The organism is Oceanicella actignis (assembly GCF_900111545.1).
Lineage (GTDB): Bacteria > Pseudomonadota > Alphaproteobacteria > Rhodobacterales > Rhodobacteraceae > Oceanicella > Oceanicella actignis.
The window spans coordinates 78,843-99,004 of the sequence record NZ_FOHL01000002.1; the positions used below are offsets into that span (position 1 = coordinate 78,843).

Genomic DNA, 20,162 nt, shown 5'->3' on the forward strand with positions numbered 1-20,162 from the left:
GTCTTAATCCCCTTGGTGGCGGGGCATGTCTTTCGACTCACCCCCCTTGGCAAGTCGCTGATGCCAAAGGGCGATTCGAGCCAGTTGCGAAAGTCGCGTCGATGCTGGCGACTTGAGACGGAAACGGTTCTTCATGGGCGGAAAAAACCCCGAGTTTTCAAAGAGCGGCGCGCGGCGAACTGCGAAAGATTCCCGCGCCCGGCCCGGCCGGCTTGGCCTTCGCGCGATGCGGCGCGCCGCGGCTTCGCCCCTGGGCCCAGCGCAGGCTAGCCGCGGCTGGCCGCGCGGGCAAGCGGATCGTCCGGACGGGCCGCAAGGAATGGGACGACAAGCTTGTCGCGGCTTGCCCTCATTGCGCGTTTCGATATGGTGCGTTGCATGCTTGAGGTGCAGCACAGTTGGGTTCGGTTTTCGCTTTCGCCGCGAGCGCCTTTCATCGCCCCGGCCTTCGACGGCTCGATGCTGCGCGGGGCGTTCGGGCATGCCCTCAGGCGGCTGGTCTGCGCCATGCGGCGGCGCGATTGCGAGGGGTGCCCGCTGGTGCGCGGGTGCCTTTACGTCCGCCTGTTCGAGACGCGGGCGGGCGCGGCGGAGGGCGGTCGCTATGACCGCGCGCCGCATCCTTTCGTGCTGCGCGCCAATCTGCGCCCCGCGCGGGGCGAGAAGGTCGGGCGGATCGACTTCGGGATGAACCTTTTCGGCGCCGCGCTTGGCGACGCGCCCTTCATCGCGCGCGCGGTCGAGGAGGCTGCCGGGCGCGGCTTGGGCCCCGAGCGGACGCCGTTCGATCTGTGCGAGGTGACCCTGGCCGGGGGCGAAGGCTGGAAGCCCGGAGGCGGCTGCCCGGCGCCGGCTCCGCAGGCGGCGCCGCCGGCCTTGGCCGAAAGAACGCGGTTGGTCTTCGTCACGCCGGTTCGGCTGATGCGGCATGGCAAGCCGATCGACGGCGAAACCCTTGACGGCGCGACGCTGGGGCGGGCGATCTTGCGTCGCGTGGGGCTGATGGCGACGTTTCATGGCGATGGCGCGACGGCGCTGGATTTCGCCGCCTTGACGGCCGAGGCGACGCGGGTGCGCATCCTGGCCCGAGATCTTTCGTGGCGGCGGCTGGTGCGGCGCTCGGCGCGTCAGAAGGCGACGCAGGCGATCGGCGGCATGGTTGGCGAGGCGACGGTGGATTTCGCGGATGCTCCGGGCATTCGCGAGCTGGCGCGGTGGCTGCCGCTCATGCACCTGGGAAAAGGCACGAGCATGGGGCTGGGCCAGGTGGAGGCAGAACCCCTTTGACTGAAGAGCGCGCACGCAAGGTGTTGCTGGTTTCGGTCGGCCTTTCGCCGCAGGTCGTGACCGAGACCTTGCACGCGCTGCACGCGGCGGGCGAGGGTCTGCCGTCGCGCCTCATTCTGATGACGACGCCGCGGGGGGCGCGCGTCGTGCGCGAACATCTGCTGCATCCGACAAGCGGGCGCATCGCGGCCTGGGGGCGCGAGTGGGGCGCAAGCGGGGCTGCGGCCTTGGCGCGGGGCCGAAATCGTCGAGATCGACAGCGACAGCGGGGACATGGACGCGGCCAGGGCCCTGGCCTTGTTCGCGCGCAGGGCTTCGGCTCTCATCGGCGAGTTGACCGCCTCTGACGAAGGTTCGCTGCATGTGTCGATCGCGGGCGGCAGAAAGCCGGCCGCAGCGATGCTGGGCGCGCTCATGGCCTTGCACGGCCGGCCGCAGGACCGTCTGAGCCATGTTCTTGTAGAGCCGGAATGGCTCGCAGGATCCGACTTCTTCTTTCCGGCCCGGCGCGCGCGCCGGTTCTTTGGCCCCGACGGCCGAGCGGTCGATGCCGCCGAGGCGCGCGTCCGCCTGCTGGATTTGCCCTTTCCACGCCTTCGCAAGGCGCTGCCCGGCGGGCTCGATCCGCACGCGGCGGTCGAAGCGGCCTTCGACGATGCGATCGACGCCCCAAGGTTGGTGGTGGACCCTGCGCAGGGCCGGCTCTGGTGGGATGGGATGGCCATGGACTGGCCTCCGGCGCCGCTCGCGTTCCTGGCGATGCTGGCCGAGGCATGCCTGTCAGGGCGGGGCGTGCCGAGAACCGGCGCGCCGCGCGAAGCCTTCATGGCGCATTATCGCAAGGCGCCGCGGGCGCGTCGGCTCGATCTTCCGGATCCGCTCGACGGCGAATGGGTTGAGGAGAAGGTTTCTCGGCTGAATGCGCTGGCGCGCGACTGCGGGATGCGGCCGGGCGGCGGAGCGTTGGCAAGGCGCCACGGGGCGCGCGCGCAATCCGAATGCCGCCTCGCCCTGACGCCGCAAGACATCCGCCTTCGCCAAGGAGACGCTCTTGAACAAGCATAGCCTTCCAACGGTTCATGAAGTGGCGCTGGCCGGCTTGCTCCATGATATCGGAAAGCTGATCCAGCGGGCCGTTCGCGGCGGCATGCCCAAGGAGCTGCTGGACCGGCAATCGGATGTGCTGCCCATGCGCAACGGTCGGCCGAGCCACTGGCACGCATTGTGGAGCGACTGGTTCTTCGACCAGTGCGAAGCGGGCCGGCTGTTCTGGCCCGCCGGCGCGGATCGCGCTTGGGTCCGGAACCTTGCGGTCTATCATCACCGCCCGCTGCAGGCCGCCCCAGGCGCGCCCGGGCTGGCGCTGTCGGAGATCGTGACCCTGGCCGACCGAATGGCGGCCGGTTTCGAGCGCAAGACGAAGGACGTCGAGGCCGAGGAGACCTGGAACGCGAGCGGGCCGGCCCGAAGCCGGTTTCGCCGCACGCCGATCGAAGCCATCGCCACGTCGGTTCGTCTTGGCGACGCGCACGCGAAGCGCGGCCATCATTTGCCGGGCGAGCTTGCCGCCGAGGCCCTGGCGCCCGCATCCCGGATCCGCGGCGAGGACGTCGAAAGCGGTTATGCGCGCGTCTGGGATCAGTTCCAATCCGAATGGAACGATGCGGCGCGACGTTGCGCCAATAATCCGTCCGCTTTTGAAGAATGCGTCCTCTCCCTCTCCGAGAGGTTCCTGTGGTCGATCCCGTCCTCGACGATGGACCAGCCCGACGTTTCCCTGCACGATCATTCGCGCGCGGCGGCGGCGTTTGCGGGCGTGCTTTACCGTTATCATGAAAGGAGCGGCACGCTGTTCGAGCGGTCCATGCAGACCGATCGTTCGCTCCCGGCCTTTCGCTTTCTGATCGGCGACCTGTCCGGCCTGCAGGCCACCCTGTTTAGGCTGCAAAGCGAAGGCGTCAAGGGGTTGAACAAGACCTTGCGGGGGCGCTCGCTTCGGTTCCAGCTGATCGCAGACGCCGCAATTCGCCAAGCGCTGCGCGCCTTCGGATTGCCCATGAGCGCCGCCCTGCAGGCTGCCGGTGGGCGCTTTCTGGCGCTTGTGCCGAATGTGGCCGACGCAGAGGACATCGTCGACGCCTTGCGCCGGCGTTTCGACGCCTGGTTCATCGAGCAATACAGCGGAGAGCTGGCGCTGGGTCTCGCGCTGTCAGATCCGTTTAGCGCCGGCGACCTCATCGCCACGCCGAACGCGGCCGGCGCTCCGCAGAGTCGGGCCGAGGCGGTGCGCGAAAGCATCGCTATGACCGCCGAAATGGCCAAGCTGCGGCTGTTCGCAGAGCAGGCGGCGCAAGGCGTCGTGCGGATGGAGTTCACAGCCGCCGGCGCTTGCACGACTTGCGGGGTGCGACCGGCGGTGGCCGCGCCGGCCGCGAGCGCGTCTTCCGCCGAGAAGGACGGCCTTTGCCGGGCATGCGCCGGCGAACGGTTGCTGGGGGCGCACTTGCCCAAGTCGCGCGCCGTCGTGATCCGAGAGGCGAAGGCGGGAGCCGCGTCGGCCGAGACCCTGCTGTGGCACGACTACCTCCTGCCCATGGGAGAGGGCGAAGACCGGCACGATCACGGCCTTGGCTGGCGATGGCTGCTGGACAAGCCCGCGCATGGGCCCGCGCCGCTGCGCCCGGGGCCGGCCTGGGTCGCGCGGTTCGAAGACGATGTCAGCCGATACGAGGACCTCGAAGACGTCGAACCGTCCGGCGTCAAGACGTTCGAGGCGCTGGCGAGGGACGCGCGCGAGATCGAGAACGGTCGGCCGTTCGGACGCGAAATGCTCGCCCTCGTGAAGGGCGACGTGGATCGCCTGGGACGGATCTTCGCCGGCGGCCTGGGCGAGAGGTGGTCGATCGCGCGCAGCGCGGCGCTGTCGCGGATGATCGACGCCTATTTCACCCTTCGACTGCCATGGCTTTTGCGGGAACGCTTTCCCGACAGCTACACCGTCTATGCCGGCGGCGACGACTTCATGCTCGTGCTGCCATGGCGGCAGGGGTTGGAGCTTGCCCGAGCGTTGCGAGAAGACTTTTCGATATTCTCGGGGGGAAATCCGGATCTGACCTTCTCGGTCGGAATCGCCTTGTTCGATCCGCGAACCCCGATTTCCATCGCCGCGCGAGAAGCCGAAAAACGTCTTGCCGAAGCCAAGGATGCGGGGCGCGACCGCATCAGCGCGATCGAAGCCTCGCCGATGGAATGGAGCGCTTTTTCGCGGGCGCTTGATCGGGCCTGCGACCTGAATCGCTGGATTCGCGACCGTCGGCTTCCCATCGCGATGTTGTATCGTCTTCTGGCGATCGACGACGCCCGGCAAAGGGTGGCCAGGGGCGCAGCCCGGTCGTCGGACTACGCCTGGATGGCGCGGCTTGGCTATCAGATGGCGCGGAACCTCAAGGGGCCGGAAAACGAAGACATCCGTCAGGCCATCCTCGGCTTGTTCGGGCTTGACGACGGATGGTCGGGAGCGGATCGCGTTGTCCCAGGCGCCCGGCTTGCGATCAGCCACGCGATTTACAGAAACAGGTGAGGCTGCAAGGTCATGAACGCGCAAACATCCACCGGCCGTCCGAGGGCTTATTTCACCTCCGACGGAGTCCCGCGGCATGAACTGTTCGACGAAGAGGCTCGGGCCGAGGCGAAGAACTGGGCGCAAATAAAACCCTCTCAGGTTCGCCGGTTCTTCGGGCAGACGAAAGCGGATCTGCGGAAGATCGAGCTTGACGGGGAGAAGGCCGTTGACGAACAGGCCTTGGTGGCCATGGCCTTTCTCAAGGCGACGACCGCCTACGCGGCCGCCAGAGAAAAGGCGCGCCAAGCCCTGGCCGAGTTCGCCGCGCACCACGCCGCGCTGGTGCGCGGCATCGAAGACTTCAAGGTGTTCGCGCGCCACTTCGAAGCCGTGGTGGCATGGCATCGCGTATTCGACGAACAGAACAAACCCGGCCGGAGCGAGGCGGGGCGGCACGCAAACGGCCGGAGGGGATGATCATGAGCATTTCGCAAAGAACCGTCGACGCCTATCTTGGCCAGGGGATCTTGACGGCGACGCTGGTGGTCGAGACGGGGCTGCATATCGGCGCCGGCAACGACGAGATCCAGATCGGCGGGATCGACAACCCTGTGGTCAAGACGCCGCAAGGCGACCCCTACGTGCCAGGATCATCCATCAAGGGAAAGCTGCGCTTTCTCATGGAATGGGCGTTCGGAAAGGTGCGCGCCAATGGGGACGGCAAAGTCTGGGGATGGACAAGCGACGACGTCTCGCCTGGCGATCCGATCCTTCGCATCTTCGGAACGGCGGCCAAGAAAGAGGCGTGGCTTGAAGGCCCGACGCGGCTTTTGGTGCGCGACGCCATGCTGGATGGCGAGTGGCGCGAGCGGGCGCTGTCTTCCGGCGGCGAGCTGACCGAGATCAAGACCGAGGTCACCATAGACAGGATTGCCGGAAAGGCGTTGGACGGCGTGGGCGCGCGACAAACCGAGCGCGTGCCCCCAGGCGCCCGTTTTTCCTTCGAGGCTGCGTTTCGGGTGTTTTCGGTCGGGGGCGATCACGGCGCGGACGACCTGAAGTGCCTGGCTTGGACCATCCAGGGGTTCGATCTGCTTGAACAGGATGCCTTGGGCGGCTCGGGATCGCGCGGCTATGGCCGCGTCCGCTTCGCCGATCTTGCGCTGAAGGGGCCGGCGAGCGAGGAAAAGCTCGACAACATCCGCAAGGGGCACGCCTTCGGCACGGATGCGCCGCCTTCCGAGATACTCGCGGCGGTCAGGCGCGCTTTCGGAGCCGACGAGCCCGCGCAATGACCCTCTATCGCGTGACGCTGAGGCTGGAGTCCCCGCTGGGGACGCCCTTGGTCGGACCCACATTGTTCGGCCAGCTGTGCTGGCTGATCCGCGACGGCGATGGCGAGAGCGCCCTTGGGCGGTGGCTGGACGACCCTCGCCGAGCCTGGATCGTGTCCGATGGCTTCCCGTCAGGCCATCTTCCGCGCCCCTTGGTCAAGCCGAGGGCCCTGTCCGCGGACAAGCTCGAAACCGTCAAGAAGCGGAAAAGGCTGGCCTTCGTTTCGCGCGAGGCATGGCTCAAGCATCGCTCCGGGTGGGACGAGACCGCTCTGCCCGAACATGCGCTGATGCCGGAGCCCGCCAGCATGCGGCGGCTTGCGCACAATCATGTTCATCGGTCCGGGCGGGGCACGCTCGCGGAGGGTGGGCTGTTCTTTCTGGAAGAGGATTGGCGTTTCGCGCAGACCGCCCCGGTTGCAGGAGCGGATCCGCGCCGCGCCGACGTATACGTGCAGACCCTGGATGCTGCTGATCGCGTGCAAAGCCTTTTCGAACTTCTCGGAGATCAAGGCTTCGGCCGGGACTCCTCGACAGGCCGCGGACGGTGGACCGTAGAGGCGGTCGTCGAAGACGGCGAGCTGCTTCGGGCCAGCGGCGAGCGGCGCATGAGCCTTTCGCGCGGCGTCGTCGATCCGCAGGGCATGGAAGACGCATTGTGGCGGCTCGAGCCGCATTACGGGCGCGCAGGCGCCCGCCTGACGCTGGCCGGCGTCAGCCCGTTCAAGCGGCCGGTGCTTCTGACCCGGCCGGGCATGACGTTCCGGCCCAGGCATCAAGGGCCGTTTGGCCGGATGCTCGAAGGGCTTCACCATGAGCGGCCCGAGATCAGGCTGAACGCCCGACATATCGCCATTCCATTTTCCGAAGGGGCGGAGGCGGCAGCGTGACGTCAGTTCAGTTCGCAACGCATGAATTCGTCCTTGTCCCGCTTACGCCCATCCACGTGGGCGGCGGGGAGGAGGCGCGACTTCTGCCCGAAGACTACCGATTGAGCAAGGATCGCGCGTTTGTCGAGCGCGTTGCGGCGCGGGCCGTTCTGGCTCGGCTGGACGCAAGGATGCGAACCGACTTGATCGCGAAGTTCGACAGGGACCCGCAGGGCTTGATCAGGTCCTTGCAGGAGCGTGCGCGCGACGACGAGATTCTGGAACGGATTCCCATCGGCCAGGACAGCGCCCGCAACGTCGATCTGCGGCGCGATGGCCACGGGCGCCTGAACCTGATCAACGCCTTCCACCGCTCGGGCGGGCGGCCGATCGTTCCGGGGTCTTCGCTGAAAGGCGCGCTGCGCACCGCATGGCTGCGCCATTTGTGGGATCGGAAGAAGCAGCAGGCGCGCGGCCGCGATCCCTGGCAAATTCCCCATCTGGAATCGTGGGCCGCAATGCCGCCGCGCGGGAAGGACAGCCGCGCGGCCTGCGCGAAGGAGCTCGAGCGGACCCTTCTCGATTTGGCGAAGGGCAAGGACGAGACCGACGCCGATCCGTTCCGCGACGTCTTTGTCGGCGATGTCAGGGTTCCGGTCGACGGGACGCGCATCGACAAGGTCGGCGACTGGAAAAAGGCCAGGGACGGCTATCGCCTCGATGACAAGAAGCAGATGCACTACGAAAGGCTGCGCTCCGTCATGGATGGCGGCGAGCCGCCGATCATGCGCGTCGCCTTGGGATTGAGGGCAGAGCAGGTGCGTCGGCGGCGCGCCCATCTCGACGCCGAAGCAAAGCGCAGTCCCAGGAGCGAGATCGCCAGCGTGGCCCGTCTTCTCGAGGCGCTCGAGGTTCATCATGGCGAGCTATGGCGCCGCGAACTTGAAAAATACTTCGGCGGGCCCGAGGGGCGGCGCCTGCACGATTGCCTGAAGCTGTTCGACGCATTCGACCGCGGGGGCGAGAACCCCGAGGCCGCCCTGTTGCGGATCGGCTGGGCGGCTCATGCCGAAGCGAAGTCGCTGGCGCCCGTGCGCAGAGTGGAGCGCCCTCAGGCAAAGGGGAGCGGCCGTTTCGCGGAGGAAGGCTCGACCCGCCACGTCATCGACTTGTCGGGCCATCCTGCGCCCTTTGGCTGGGCCTTGCTGGTCCGCGCCGACGCGTGGGCGCGGAAGGCGCCGGACAGGTATCTTTCGCCGCCGGTCCATCGCCCGAATCCAAGCATCTCGGCCGGCGCCGGTCATGGGAGCAAACAGGCCGGACGACGCGACACGGCGCTGGGGTCGCAGCTGCTCCATGCGAAGGGCGCGCGGATACTGGTGGGCGGAGAGGAAGCCATTCTGGCCGAAGACGTCACGCGCGCTCACAAGCCCTCTGACCAGGTCCTTGTCGATTTCGGGGATGGGCCCGAGCCAATTCGGGTGGATCAGATCGATGGCGATGCCTGAGGCGCAAGCGCAGCTTTCGAATGACGCCGAGATTCTCGTCCTCTCGGTCGGAGGCAGTCCGCAGCCGCTCGCAACGGCGATCACGCAGCTGAGGCCCGGGCGCATCGTCTTCGTGGTGTCGGACGGCTCCGATGGCAGCCCCAGCTCGCGGGCGATGGTCGAGGATGACGACATCAGCCATGGCCCCCCGGAAGGACGGGGACCGGGCTTGGCCAATCTTCCGGAATGTCCCCGCGAGTGGGAGGTTCTCGAGGTTCCGCCCGACGATCTGGATCGCGCGCTGGCCCGGATCGACGATTGCATCTCCACCCAGGCGAGACGCGGCAGGGTGGTCGTCGACTATACCGGCGGCACCAAGACGATGACGGCGGCCATGGTTCTGGCGGCCACCGCCCACCCGAACGTCAGGCTGCAATTCATGGCCGGTCGCCGGTCCGACCTGTCGAAGGTCGCGGCCGGGACGGAAAGAGCGGTGGAAATGCCCGGCGATCTTGTCGGGCTTGGGCGAAGCTTCGTCATGATCCGCGATCTTTTGGGCCGTCGCCAATACGGCTCCGCCTTGGCCGTGGCCAGTCGGCTGCAAAGAGACATCTCGGCCATGGCGCGCCGGGCGCCTCGCGCCTGGGCGCGCCGCTGCGAGGAATGGTCCAAGACGTTGTCGGTTCTGGAAGCCTGGGACAGGTTCGATCACAAACGGGCTTGGGCGATCCTGGTCGCCGGTCTTGACGAGGGCGCGCCCTGGGCCGAAGCGTTTCGATCGTCTGGCCTGGTTCGGCGCCTGCGGACTCTTGCGGAGAAATCCGGCCAGCCTTGTCCCGAGCTGGCAGAAGACCTGTGGCTGAACGCCAATCGGCGGGCCGACAACGGATTGTATGATGACGCGGTGGCGCGCCTTTATCGTCTGGCCGAAGCCGCCGTCCAGGCCCGGCTGTGGCGGCGGCACGGGATCGACGCCGCCAGGGTTGAGGGTCGGCTCCTGCCCGACGCGCTGAAGTCCAGGCTGCCGGCGCGCCGCGACGCGGAAACCGGGCGCGATCTTTACCGTCTCGCCCTTTCCGATGCGCGCAAGCTTCTGGCCAGGCTGGAAGGCCGCGATCCGTTTGGCGAGGTCTGGCCCTCCGCAGGTCCGCCTCCGTGGCAAAGCGCACGCAACCAGTCCATCCTCGCCCATGGCTTCGTCGCGCTCGCCAGCAGGGATTGGCGCGAGGCGCGCAGTTGGTTCCTGCAAAGGCGTGCGATCTTGTGGGAAGACCTTCTGGGGCGACCTACGCTCGAGCAATTGCCGAACCAGTGGCCTGATACATGACGACGTCCAAGGAAGACCCATCTCCGCACCCGCGTCTGGTCACTTTTCTGGGAACCGGGCAATACAGCGCCACCACCTATTTCCTCGGCGATCGCATCGCCGAGTCGCGTTTCGTAGCCCAGGCGTTGGCCCGGTTGCTGGATTGCGAGCGGGTGATCGTGCTGGCGACGAGCGAGGCCGAAAAAGCCAATGGCGAGGCCCTCGGCGAGGCTCTGGAACAGGATGGGCGGGTTGTCTGCATGCGGCGCATCCCGTCGGGCAGATCCGAAGCGGAATTGCGCGAACAGTTCCGCATCATGCGCGACACCCTTTCCGAAGATGCCCAAACGCCCCTCGTCATCGACATAACCCACGGATTTCGGGCGCAGCCGTTTTTCGCGGGGGCGGGTCTTGCGGTGCTTTCCGCTGCGGGACGTTTGCCCCGGGACATGCGCATCGTCTACGGAGCTTTCGAGGCGAAGGCCGACAACATGGCCCCCATCTGGGACCTGTCGCCGTTTGTGGAGATGATGCATTTCGCGCAGGCGGCGGCCACGTTCAAACGCACCGGCGACGCCCGGCCCCTGGCCGAGGCGCTTGAGGCCGAGCGCCGGCGGATCGCCCAGCGGGCAAGGCGGGGCGAGCGGGAATACGCAAGAAGCCGCCTCGTCAATCCCTTGCGCCGGTTCGCCGCCGATCTGGCCGCCACGCGCATGGCGGCTCTGCTGGTCGGCGTCGAGCGAAACGGCAAGTTTGAAGAGCCGTCAGCCCAAGCGTTGCACAAGGCGCTGCGCGCTTGGGCCGAAGAGTGCGATCGGGACCATCCCGCGCTGGTTCCTCTGATCAACGACCTGCTCGAGATGACCCAGGATCTGATCGTGCCCGAACCGGCGGCTCGGGAACAGGGCCTGGCCGCTCCGCAAGCGCGTCGAGCGAGCTCTGCATTGGCGCAGCTCTACCGGCGCTTCGGGCGCCTCATGGAAGCGGCCGCCGTCGCCCGCGAGGAAATCGTGAGCCGAGTCGCCGCGACCCCCGAGGCGATCCGCGCCGGGCGGGCGGACTTCGATCGGGAGGCGCGGGAGAGGGCCGAGCGCGCCGCCGCCGAGGCGAGCGGAATCCGCGGTCTCTGGAGCTGGCGCAACGATCTTCTGCATGCGGGCATGCGCGGCAATCCCGAGCCCGGCGAGAAGCTGGCCGCGAACGTCAAGACCCTGGTCGACAAGATTGCCGAGCCTCCCAGGACCATCATCGTGACGCGCCATCCGGGCGCCGTCGACTGGCTGCGCGCTCAAGGCATCCTAGGCGACGAGATCGTCCGGCACATGACGGATGAGCACATCGCCGCGCTGCGGCCAGGCGATCGCGTGGTTGGCACCTTGCCGGTCGAATTGGTCGCCCGTCTTTGCGATCTTGGCGTGATCTGCGACATTCTTTCGGTCAATCTCGGGAACGAGCGCCGCGGACATGAACTATCCGCCGACGAACTTCAGGCGGCCGGGGCCCGGCTCGTGCGGATGCATGCTCGCAAGTTGGGATGACCGGTCGCTTCCATTCCGGCTGGATCGTTGCGCGACCCGTTCCGTTGGCCGCGCCGTCAAGGAATCCCTCTCTTGCGGGGTATGTGACCTGTTGCGGAATTTTCCGCCGCACTCGATGGGAGGCCGTTCCAAGGCGGAGGACGGACAGTGAAACGAACGAGCGTCGGGCATGAACCGTTCATCCGCCGCCCGGCAGGCGACTTGCGAGCCGAGATCTGCCGAGCGGGGGCATTCTGGCGGAGCCTGAGGTCGGGGCGAAGCGCGCGGACATGTGCCGTGGGCATCCCGGTCTCCCGTTGCCAGACCATCCCGTGATGATCGCTTTCATGAAACAGCGTCTTCGCATCCGTCTGTTCCTTCGAGACGTTGAGAAAACGCCACATCTCAAGGCGGCAATGTTCGGGGGCGGGTCAGGCGCTCCGCTTCTGGCCGCACTCGGCAATGCACCAAGCTGTGGACCTGATCGGCTTGTGGCGACCCCTGCAGGACTCGAACCTGCAACCTGCTGATTAGAAGTCAGCTGCTCTATCCGGTTGAGCTAAGGGGCCTTGCGCGCATTTAGCGGTCGGCGCGGGGGGCGGTCAACCACGGCGCGCTTGGCTCTTGCCTTGGCGGGCCGAATGGGGCGAGATCGCGGGCGACGGACGCTGACGCGCAAGGGAGCCTCGCATGATCGAGAAACGCGAATTCTACATCGACGGCCGCTGGACGGCCCCGGCCATCCCCGAGGATCTGGAGGTGATCGACCCCTCGACCGAAGAGCCCTTCGCCGTCATCTCGCTGGCCGGGCAGGCGGATGTGGACGCGGCGGTGGCCGCCGCGCGGCGCGCCTTCGACAGCTGGGCCTTCTCGACCCGGGCCGAGCGCAAGGAGCTGGTCGAGAACATCCTCGCCATCTACGAGCGCCGCGCCGAGGACATCGCCCACGCCATCAGCCGCGAGATGGGCGCCCCCATCGACATGGCGCGCGGCCAGCAGGTTCCGGCGGGCAGCTGGCACATCCGCAACTTCCTGACCGCCTTCGAGAATTTCGAGTTCGAACGCCCCCTGGGCCCGCATGCGCCCGAGGACCGCATCCTGCTCGACCCCGTCGGCGTGTGCGGGCTGATCACGCCCTGGAACTGGCCCATGAACCAGATCGCGCTCAAGGTCGTGCCGGCGCTGCTGACGGGCTGCTCCATGGTGCTCAAGCCCTCCGAGATCGCGCCGCTCTCGGCCATGATCTTCGCCGAGATCGTGCACGAGGCGGGCGCGCCGGCGGGCGTGTTCAACCTGGTCAACGGCGACGGGCCGGGGGCCGGTACGCAGATCTCGGGGCATCCGGACATCGACATGATCTCGTTCACCGGCTCGACCCGGGCGGGGATCGCCATCTCGAAGAACGCCGCCGACACGCTCAAGCGCGTGCATCTCGAGCTGGGCGGCAAGGGCGCCAACATCATCTTCGCCGACGCGGACGAGAACGCGGTCAAGCGCGGCACGCTGCACTGCATGAACAACACCGGCCAGTCGTGCAACGCGCCCACCCGCATGCTGGTCCAGCGCGAGATCTACGACGAGGCGGTCGAGATCGCCGCGCGCACGGCGCAATCGGTCAAGGTCGGGCCCGCTTCCGAGCCCGGCCGCCACATCGGCCCGGTGGTCAGCCAGGCGCAGTTCGACAAGATCCAGCGCCTGATCCAGATCGGCATCGACGAGGGCGCGCGCCTGGTCGCCGGCGGCCCCGGCCGCCCCGAGGGCTTCAACCGCGGCTGGTTCGTGCGTCCGACCGTCTTCGCCGACGTGAACAACCAGATGACCATCGCCCGCGAAGAGATCTTCGGCCCGGTCCTGTCGATCATTCCCTTCGAGGACGAGGAAGAGGCCATCGCCATCGCCAACGACACGCCCTACGGCCTGACGAACTACGTCCAGAGCCGCGACGGCGCGCGCCGCAACCGCGTGGCGCGGCGCCTGCGCTCGGGCATGGTCGAGATGAACGGCAAGTCGCGCGCGGCGGGCAGCCCCTTCGGCGGGGTCAAGGCCTCGGGCAACGGGCGCGAGGGCGGCGTCTGGGGGCTGGAGGAGTTCCTCGAGGTCAAGGCCGTCAGCGGCTGGGCCCCCGACGCCGACTGAGCGCGCGATCGCCCGCCCGCGGCGGGCGCCTGGCGCAAGCGGGCCGGTTCCCGGGGCGCGGTGTTGCGCGGGCGCGCATGACCGCCGAGGGCGGCCTGCCGGCGCCGGGACCGGGCGCCGCGCGGGCGGCCCGGGGCTTGCCGCCGCGGGCCGCCCGCGGGGGCGGGGCGCGCATGGGCGGCGCGCGTGCGGGCCGTGCGCGCGGCGGCCGTCAAGCGGGCCGCGGGCGCGCCCTGGCGAACGCACTGCGCGCCAAGCCGCGCCTTGCGGGGGAACCGGCCGCCGGCGCGCGCCTTGCCGATGCCGCGCCGAGGGGGCGCCATGACGAACGCATTGCGCGAAACGCCGCGCCTTGCGGGCGGGCGAGCGGCTCTCGGGCGCGCCGCGCCGGCCGGGCGGCGACGCCGCGCCGGGTAGCGGCCGCGGGTCAGGCGGCCGTGGCCGCGTGGGCGCGGGCGGCGTCGGTCAGCGCCGCGAACAGGCGCCGGTGCTTGCGCGCGTAGAACAGGAATTCCGGGTGCCACTGCACGCCGATGCGCAGCAGCCGCCCGCGATGCTCGACCGCCTGGACGATGCCGTATTCGTCCCGCGCCGCCACCCGCAGCCCCTGGCCCAGCCGGTCGATGGACTGGTGATGCAGCGCGTTGACCACGATCGCCTCGTCGCCGATGATTCGCGCCAGCCGCGTGCCCGGCGCAAGGCGCACATGCTTGCGCGGCAGCGGCGTGCGCAGGCGCCGGGCATGGGGGTAGGCCTGGGCGATGTCCGCATGCAGCGTGCCGCCCAGAAACACGTTCAGCATCTGCGCGCCCCGGCAGATGCCCAGCACCGGCAGATGGCGCCGCCAGGCCTCTTCCAGCAACCGCAGCTCGAGCGCGTCGCGCTCGGGGTCGATGCGCATGTCCGGCGCCGGCTCGCCGCCATAGAGCGTCGCGCCGATGTCGTCGCCGCCGCCCACGATGAGCGCGTCAAGCCCGCGCGCCGCCTCGGGCGAGAAGGGCGGCTCGATGCGGCGCGGGCGCGCGCCGTGCAGCCGCAGCGACAGCGCCGCGAAGGCCCACAGCGCCCAGCCGCGCCCGCGGCCCTTGGTCACGCCCACCACCGGGCGCCGAGGCGAGGACGCCGCGCTCACAGCTCGTCCAGGATCGCGCGCGCATGCTCGACCCGGTCGAGCGCCAGCGGCAGGCGCGAATCCTCGATCCAGACGCGCGCGTGGCGGGCGATCAGGTCGGGGCGCTCGGCCAGCCGCTCGACCGTCACCCAGCGGTTCCATTCGAGCGAAAGCGTCCAGTCCGGGTCGTCCACCAGCGCGTTGGGCAGACGCCAGTGCCAGGTCGGGCGCGGGTTGATCTTCTCGTCCGGCAGGGCGCGGCGCACGCGCTCTTCGTCCAGATGCGCCAGCAGCGGCAGCAGGTCCAGCTCGCGGTTGCGGGTCGGGTTCCAGCGCAGGTAGTCGTCGATGAACCCCGCCAGCGAGGGCGCGTAGTCCGGGTCGAGGATCAGCCGCCCCCAGCCGGCCGGAAAGGGGCGCGCGAACATCAGGATGCGGCGCGCGGCGGTGGGCTGGATCTCGTCGCGCAGCCAGTCGCTCAGCAGCAGATAGGCGCGCGCGGCGCGCAGGATGTAGCCGACGCCCAGGTCCGGCAGCTCGGGGTTCAGCTGCGCGCCCAGCGCATGCAGCGGCAGCTCCTCGACGCCGCGCGCGCCGGCGCGGCGCAGCGCCTCGCGCAGGGCCTCGAGACGGGGGGCGCGGCTCAGGGGCATGGGCGGGCAGACCACCTCCATGGGCAAGAGCGCCTCGCCCAGATCGCCCAGGATCTTGCGCAGGCGCGGATCGCGCGCGCCGTCATGGGCCCAGCGAAAGTCCAGCTCGACCTCGAAATCGCCCGCCTCGGCGCCTTCGACCAGGGCGCGGTGCTCGGACAGCTGGCGCGCGCGCCCGCCGAAGACCCGCACCACCGCTTCGGCCGCCTCGGCCGCCGACAGGCCCGAGAATTCGAGCTCGACGCCCAGAAGGCGCTCGCGCCCGCCCTGGGCCAGAGGGCGCGGCGGCCGCAGCCAGCGCGCGGCGCCCGCGCCGGCGTCCTCGCGCGGGTCGGCGGGCAGCCAGGGGCCTTGTTCGGTCGTCTCGCGCATGGGGGTCCTTTCGCCGGGGCTCACCAGCGCTCCATCCACGGGCGCAGGTCCATCTCGAAGGTCCAGGCGTCGCGCGGCTGGACATGCAGGCGCCAGTATTCCTCGGCGATGCTGTCCGGGTTCAAGAGCCCGTCCAGCGGGCGGCGGCTGGCGTGCATGTCGGGGAAGTTGTCGCGGATGAAGGCGGTGTCGATGGCGCCGTCCACGACCACATGGGCCACATGCACGCCCAGCGGCCCCAGCTCGCGCGCCATGCTCTGGGCCAGCGCGCGCAGGGCGTGCTTGGCGCCGGCGAAGGCGGCGAAGCCGGCCGCGCCGCGCAGCGAGGCGGTGGCGCCGGTGAAGATCATGGTGCCGCGTCCGCGCGCGGCCATGCGGCGGGCGGTCTCGCGCCCGCTCAGAAAGCCGGCGAAGCAGGCCATTTCCCAGATCTTGAAGTAGCGCTTCGCGTCCTGCTCGAGGATCGGGGCGGGAACGTTGGCGCCGATGTTGAAGACGAAGACCTCGATGGGGCCGACCTCGGACTCGATCGTCTCGACCAGCGCGCGCACCTCGTCCTCGCGCCGGGCGTCGGCGGCGAAGGGGCGCGCGCGCCCGCCCTCGGCCTCGATCCGCGCGACCAGGGGCGCCAGCTTGTCGGCCGAGCGCCGCACGGGGCAGGCGACGTAGCCTTCGCGCGCAAAACGCCGCGCCACCGCGCCGCCGGTGGCGTCGCCCGCGCCGATGATCAGCGCCGCGCCCTTGTCCGCCATCTTCGCCTCCCGGTTCGTCCAGCTTGCCGCGCGCAGCTTGGCGCGAACGGGCGCGGCTGTAAACCGCGGCGCCGCGTCATGTTGCGCTGCGGCGCCAAGCGCCCTACCTGTTGCGGGCGGCGCGACGCCGCGCCCGGCCCGGGCGCGCGGCGCCGCCAGCGGATCGAGCCAGGGAGCCCGTCATGTCCGACCCCGCCAACGCCAAGCCCGCCCGCAGCGCCCGAGCCGCCCCCGCCGCCAGCGCCCCCGCCGGCGACGTTGCGCCCCCTGCGCCCGAATTCGCGCCGCTGCCGGGGCCGGCGCCCCGGTCCGAGCCGGCCGACGGCGCCGAGCAGACCGCGCTGATGGCCGACCGCGCCTTTCGCGCGGGGCTTGCGCGCCTGACCGGGGGGCTGTCGCCCGCCGCCATGGCGGCCATCTGGTCGGACTGGGCGGTGCATCTGGCCGCATCGCCGGGCAAGCAGGCGCTTCTGGCGCACAAGGCGGGGCGCAAGCTGCTGCGTTTCCAGCGTTTCGCCCTGTCATGCGCGCTGACGGGCGGCGAGGGCGAGGCCTGCATCGCGCCCCTGCCGCAGGACCGGCGCTTTGCGCATGAGGGCTGGCGCAAGCCGCCCTTCAACCTGATGCAGCAGGCCTTCCTGCTGACCCAGCAATGGTGGTGGAACGCGACCACGGGGGTGCGCGGCGTCTCGAAGGCCAACGAGCGCGCGCTCGAGTTCGGCGCCCGCCAGGCGCTGGACGTGTTCTCGCCGGCGAACAACCCGCTGACCAACCCCGAGGTGCTCGAGCGCACCATGCGCGAGGGCGGCGCCAATCTGGTGCGCGGGGCGGCGAATTTCTGGGACGACTGGGCGCGCATGGTCTCGGGCAGGCCGCCGGCGGGCGTCGAAGCCTTCCGCGTGGGCGAGAACATCGCCTGCACGCCGGGCAAGGTGGTCTATCGCAACCGCCTGATCGAGCTGGTGCAATACGCGCCCGCCACCGACAAGGTGCGCCCCGAGCCGGTGCTGCTGATCCCGGCCTGGATCATGAAGGGCTACATCCTGGACCTGTCGCCGCACAACTCGATGGTCCGGTGGCTGACCGAGCAGGGCTTCACGGTGTTCATGATCTACTGGCGCAATCCGGGCCCCGAGGATCGCGACCTGTCGATGGAGGATTACCGTCTTATGGGGCCCATGGCCGCGCTCGACGCGGTGCAGACCATCGTCGGGCCGGCGAAGGTGCATGCGGCGGGCTATTGCCTGGGCGGCACCTTGCTGGCCATCGCGGCGGCCGCCATGGCGCGCGAGGGCGACGACCGCCTTGCCAGCATCACCTTCTTCGCCGGGCAGACGGATTTCTCCGAGGCGGGCGAGCTGCTGCTGTTCATCAACGAAAGCCAGGTCAGCTTCCTCGAGGACATGATGTGGGAGCAGGGCGTGCTTTCGGCGGGGCAGATGTCGGGGGCGTTCCAGATCCTGCGCTCGAACGACCTGATCTGGTCGCGGATGATGCGCGAATACCTGATGGGCGAGCGCGCGCCCATGACCGACCTGATGGCCTGGAACGCCGACGGCACGCGCATGCCCTACCGGATGCATTCGGAATATCTGCGCAAGCTGTTCCTGAACAACGAGCTGGCGCAGGGCAAGTTCGAGGTCGAGGGGCGCCCGGTCTGGCTGCGCGACGTGCGCACGCCCATCTTCGCGCTGGGAACCGAGACGGACCACGTCGCCCCCTGGCGCTCGGTCTACAAGATCCACAACCTCGCCGATGCGGACGTGACCTTTGCGCTGACCAATGGCGGGCACAATGCCGGCGTGGTCTCGGAGCCCGGGCATCCGCGCCGGCGCCACCGCATCCGCACGACGCACCATGACGCGCGCCGCCTGGACCCCGACGCCTGGATGGCGGCGGCCGAGCTGCGCGAGGGCTCGTGGTGGCCCAGCTGGGCGGCGTGGCTGGCCGATCTGTCGGGCGCGCCGGTCGATCCGCCGCGCATGGGCGCGCCGGGGGTCGACCCGGATGCGCTGCCCGACGCGCCCGGAAGCTATGTGCACATGAAATGAGCGACGCCCCGCCGCCCGGTCGGGGGCGGCGGGGCGCGCTGCGGGGCGGGTCAACCCGTCAGGTGGTCGCGGAAGCGCTCGCGCAGCTCGGTCTTGAGGATCTTGCCGGTCGCGCCCAGCGGCATCGCGTCGATGAACACCACGTCGTCGGGCAGCTGCCATTTGGGCAGGACCTTGGCCAGATGCGTCATGACGCGCTCCTTGTCGGCGGGGTTCTCTTCGGCCGCGACGACGATGATCAGCGGGCGCTCGTCCCATTTGGGATGGGGCACGCCGATGACCGCCGCCTGCGCGACGCCCGGGCAGCCCATGGCCGCGTTCTCGACGTCGATCGAGCTGATCCACTCGCCGCCCGACTTCACCAGATCCTTGGCGCGGTCGACGATGGTGACGAACGAGTCCTCGTCGATGGTGGCGATGTCGCCGGTGTCGAGCCAGCCGGTCGAGGTCAGCGGCGACTGGTCGATGCCGTAATAGCCCGAGGCGATCCACGGCCCGCGCGCCACCAGCCGCCCCGAGGTCTTGCCGTCATGGGGCAGGGGGCGGTCGTTCTCGTCCACGATGTCGAGCTCGACGCCGAAGACCTGCCGGCCCTGCTTGGACTTGAGCGCCATGCGCGCGTCGAAGGGCAGATGCGCCTTCGAGGGCGGGATGGTGGCGACCGAGCCGACGGGGCTCATCTCGGTCATGCCCCAGCCCTGCATGACGTCGATGCCGAACTCGCCCTCATAGGCGGCGATCATGGCGGTGGCGGGGGCCGAGCCGCCGATCAGCGTGCGCTTGAAGCCGTTCGGGGCGCGGCCGCGCTTGCGCATCTCGGACAGAAGGCCGAGCCAGATGGTCGGCACGCCGGCGGCCATGGTCACGCCCTCGGCGTCCATCAGCTCGAACAGCGAGGCGCCGTCCAGGTTCGGGCCGGGCATCACCAGCTTGGCGCCGCCGATCATGCACGAATAGGGCAGGCCCCAGGCCATGACGTGGAACATCGGCACCACAGGCATCACGCTGTCGGTTTCGGCGATGTTGACGGCGCTGGGCAGCGCGGTGGCCATGGCATGCAGCACGGTCGAGCGGTGCGAGTAGAGCACCCCCTTGGGGTTGCCCGTGGTGCCCGAGGTGTAGCACAGCCCGGCGGCCGAGTTCTCGTCCAGCTCGGGCCAGGGATAGTCGCCCTTGCCGTCCTCGGCGGCCAGCAGCTCTTCGTAGTTGAGCATCTCGAAGGGCGCGTCGGCGCCGGTCGGCTGCGCCTCGGCCTCGGTCATGAGAATGACGTGCCGCAGCCTGGGCAGCTTGGGCCGCAGGGCGGCGACCAGCGGGATGAAGGTGCGGTCGATGAGCAGCACCTCGTCCTCGGCATGGTTCATGATGTAGACCAGCTGCTCGTGCGCGTAGCGCGGGTTCATCACGTGGCACACCGCGCCCATGCCCGAGATCGCGTAGTAGGCCTCGACATGGCGCTGGGTGTTCCAGGCGATGGTCCCGACCCGGTCGGCGCGCTTGACGCCAAGCCGCGCAAGCGCGTGCGCCAGGCGATGGGCGCGGTCGCGCATCTGGCGGAAGGTGGCGCGCGTGACGGGGCCCTCGGGGGTGCGGGTGACGATTTCCTGATGGGGGAAGACGGCGTTCGCGTGCTCCAGGATCGAAGAGATTCGGAGCTGGGTGTTCATCATCTGGCCGAGCATGTCGCGGCTCCTGCTTCGTCTTTGGGTTCGGCGCGCGGGCGAC

Annotated in this window: 15 protein-coding genes and 1 tRNA gene; 11 read left to right on the forward strand and 5 right to left on the reverse strand. The window is 69.3% G+C overall.

The annotated features are described in order from the left end of the window. Positions 1-378: 378 nt before the first annotated feature. The 9 genes from cas6 to csx16 all read left to right on the forward strand — a co-directional run bounded on the left by cas6 (position 379) and on the right by csx16 (position 11,383). Entirely contained in the window at positions 379-1,287 is a 909-nt protein-coding gene (gene cas6, locus BMW67_RS03045) for a CRISPR system precrRNA processing endoribonuclease RAMP protein Cas6 (RefSeq protein ID WP_125458973.1), read from the forward strand. Positions 1,288-1,560: 273 nt separating this feature from the next. Beyond that, positions 1,561-2,352: a CRISPR-associated ring nuclease Csm6 gene (gene csm6, locus BMW67_RS03050; protein ID WP_072745998.1), complete on the forward strand. Its 792-nt coding sequence runs from the start codon at positions 1,561-1,563 to the stop codon at positions 2,350-2,352. Further along, positions 2,339-4,867 carry a type III-A CRISPR-associated protein Cas10/Csm1 gene (gene cas10, locus BMW67_RS03055; protein WP_125458972.1) on the forward strand — a complete coding sequence of 843 codons (2,529 nt, stop codon included), beginning with the start codon at positions 2,339-2,341 and terminating at the stop codon, positions 4,865-4,867. Before csm6 ends, cas10 begins: the two co-directional genes overlap by 14 nt. 12 nt (positions 4,868-4,879) lie before the next feature. Continuing rightward, positions 4,880-5,326 carry a type III-A CRISPR-associated protein Csm2 gene (gene csm2, locus BMW67_RS03060; protein WP_072745996.1) on the forward strand — a complete coding sequence of 149 codons (447 nt, stop codon included), beginning with the start codon at positions 4,880-4,882 and terminating at the stop codon, positions 5,324-5,326. Next, positions 5,248-6,144 (forward strand): type III-A CRISPR-associated RAMP protein Csm3, encoded by an 897-nt coding sequence (gene csm3 / locus BMW67_RS03065; RefSeq protein WP_218139747.1) that lies wholly within the window; start codon positions 5,248-5,250, stop codon positions 6,142-6,144. The genes csm2 and csm3 overlap by 79 nt, the downstream gene beginning before the upstream one ends. Beyond that, a complete protein-coding gene (csm4, locus tag BMW67_RS03070) occupies positions 6,141-7,073 on the forward strand; it encodes a type III-A CRISPR-associated RAMP protein Csm4 (RefSeq protein WP_072745994.1) in 933 nt (310 codons plus the stop codon). Before csm3 ends, csm4 begins: the two co-directional genes overlap by 4 nt. Next, the gene (gene csm5, locus BMW67_RS03075; RefSeq protein ID WP_072745993.1) at positions 7,070-8,560 is read left to right on the forward strand and encodes a type III-A CRISPR-associated RAMP protein Csm5; all 1,491 of its coding nucleotides are present in this window, start codon (positions 7,070-7,072) and stop codon (positions 8,558-8,560) included. The genes csm4 and csm5 overlap by 4 nt, the downstream gene beginning before the upstream one ends. Beyond that, positions 8,547-9,866: a TIGR02710 family CRISPR-associated CARF protein gene (locus BMW67_RS03080; RefSeq protein ID WP_072745992.1), complete on the forward strand. Its 1,320-nt coding sequence runs from the start codon at positions 8,547-8,549 to the stop codon at positions 9,864-9,866. The genes csm5 and BMW67_RS03080 overlap by 14 nt, the downstream gene beginning before the upstream one ends. After that, positions 9,863-11,383, forward strand: a complete 1,521-nt coding sequence (gene csx16, locus BMW67_RS03085) for a CRISPR-associated protein Csx16 (RefSeq protein ID WP_091764133.1) — start codon at positions 9,863-9,865, stop codon at positions 11,381-11,383. Before BMW67_RS03080 ends, csx16 begins: the two co-directional genes overlap by 4 nt. Before the next feature lie 471 nt (positions 11,384-11,854). On the opposite strand, the gene BMW67_RS03090 is transcribed toward csx16, so the two are convergent. After that, positions 11,855-11,931, reverse strand: a tRNA-Arg gene (locus tag BMW67_RS03090). A 121-nt stretch (positions 11,932-12,052) separates the two neighbouring features. Here BMW67_RS03090 and BMW67_RS03095 point away from each other — a divergent pair. Next, positions 12,053-13,498: an aldehyde dehydrogenase family protein gene (locus BMW67_RS03095; RefSeq protein ID WP_072745991.1), complete on the forward strand. Its 1,446-nt coding sequence runs from the start codon at positions 12,053-12,055 to the stop codon at positions 13,496-13,498. Positions 13,499-13,925: 427 nt separating this feature from the next. Here the strand turns inward: BMW67_RS03095 and BMW67_RS03100 are convergent, their stop codons facing one another. The 3 genes from BMW67_RS03100 to BMW67_RS03110 are packed head-to-tail and all read right to left on the reverse strand — an operon-like array spanning position 13,926 to position 16,386. Continuing rightward, positions 13,926-14,591, reverse strand: a complete 666-nt coding sequence (locus BMW67_RS03100) for a gamma-glutamyl-gamma-aminobutyrate hydrolase family protein (RefSeq protein WP_245728441.1) — start codon at positions 14,589-14,591, stop codon at positions 13,926-13,928. A gap of 35 nt (positions 14,592-14,626) precedes the next feature. Beyond that, on the reverse strand, positions 14,627-15,634 hold the full coding sequence (locus BMW67_RS15925) for an amidoligase family protein (RefSeq protein ID WP_083581084.1): 1,008 nt from the start codon (positions 15,632-15,634) through the stop codon (positions 14,627-14,629). Between the two features lie 20 nt (positions 15,635-15,654). Further along, positions 15,655-16,386 (reverse strand): SDR family NAD(P)-dependent oxidoreductase, encoded by a 732-nt coding sequence (locus BMW67_RS03110; RefSeq protein ID WP_072745989.1) that lies wholly within the window; start codon positions 16,384-16,386, stop codon positions 15,655-15,657. 344 nt (positions 16,387-16,730) lie between these two features. On the opposite strand from BMW67_RS03110, the gene BMW67_RS03115 reads away from it, so the two are divergent. Next, positions 16,731-18,437 (forward strand): PHA/PHB synthase family protein, encoded by a 1,707-nt coding sequence (locus BMW67_RS03115; RefSeq protein WP_218139750.1) that lies wholly within the window; start codon positions 16,731-16,733, stop codon positions 18,435-18,437. Positions 18,438-18,487: 50 nt separating this feature from the next. Here BMW67_RS03115 and BMW67_RS03120 read toward each other — a convergent pair whose 3' ends face one another. Further along, positions 18,488-20,119 (reverse strand): long-chain fatty acid--CoA ligase, encoded by a 1,632-nt coding sequence (locus BMW67_RS03120; RefSeq protein WP_072745987.1) that lies wholly within the window; start codon positions 20,117-20,119, stop codon positions 18,488-18,490. Positions 20,120-20,162 lie beyond the last annotated feature (43 nt).

Bases quoted from the DNA above. Each gene is read 5' to 3' on its own strand.
- cas6 (WP_125458973.1), top strand. From the start codon at position 379: ATGCTTGAGGTGCAGCACAGTTGGGTTCGGTTTTCGCTTTCGCCGCGA.
- csm6 (WP_072745998.1), top strand. From the start codon at position 1,561: ATGGACGCGGCCAGGGCCCTGGCCTTGTTCGCGCGCAGGGCTTCGGCT.
- csm2 (WP_072745996.1), top strand. From the start codon at position 4,880: ATGAACGCGCAAACATCCACCGGCCGTCCGAGGGCTTATTTCACCTCC.
- csm3 (WP_218139747.1), top strand. From the start codon at position 5,248: ATGGCATCGCGTATTCGACGAACAGAACAAACCCGGCCGGAGCGAGGC.
- csm4 (WP_072745994.1), top strand. From the start codon at position 6,141: ATGACCCTCTATCGCGTGACGCTGAGGCTGGAGTCCCCGCTGGGGACG.
- BMW67_RS03080 (WP_072745992.1), top strand. From the start codon at position 8,547: ATGGCGATGCCTGAGGCGCAAGCGCAGCTTTCGAATGACGCCGAGATT.
- csx16 (WP_091764133.1), top strand. From the start codon at position 9,863: ATGACGACGTCCAAGGAAGACCCATCTCCGCACCCGCGTCTGGTCACT.
- BMW67_RS03095 (WP_072745991.1), top strand. From the start codon at position 12,053: ATGATCGAGAAACGCGAATTCTACATCGACGGCCGCTGGACGGCCCCG.
- BMW67_RS15925 (WP_083581084.1), bottom strand. From the start codon at position 15,634: ATGCGCGAGACGACCGAACAAGGCCCCTGGCTGCCCGCCGACCCGCGC.
- BMW67_RS03110 (WP_072745989.1), bottom strand. From the start codon at position 16,386: ATGGCGGACAAGGGCGCGGCGCTGATCATCGGCGCGGGCGACGCCACC.
- BMW67_RS03115 (WP_218139750.1), top strand. From the start codon at position 16,731: ATGGCCGACCGCGCCTTTCGCGCGGGGCTTGCGCGCCTGACCGGGGGG.
- BMW67_RS03120 (WP_072745987.1), bottom strand. From the start codon at position 20,119: ATGCTCGGCCAGATGATGAACACCCAGCTCCGAATCTCTTCGATCCTG.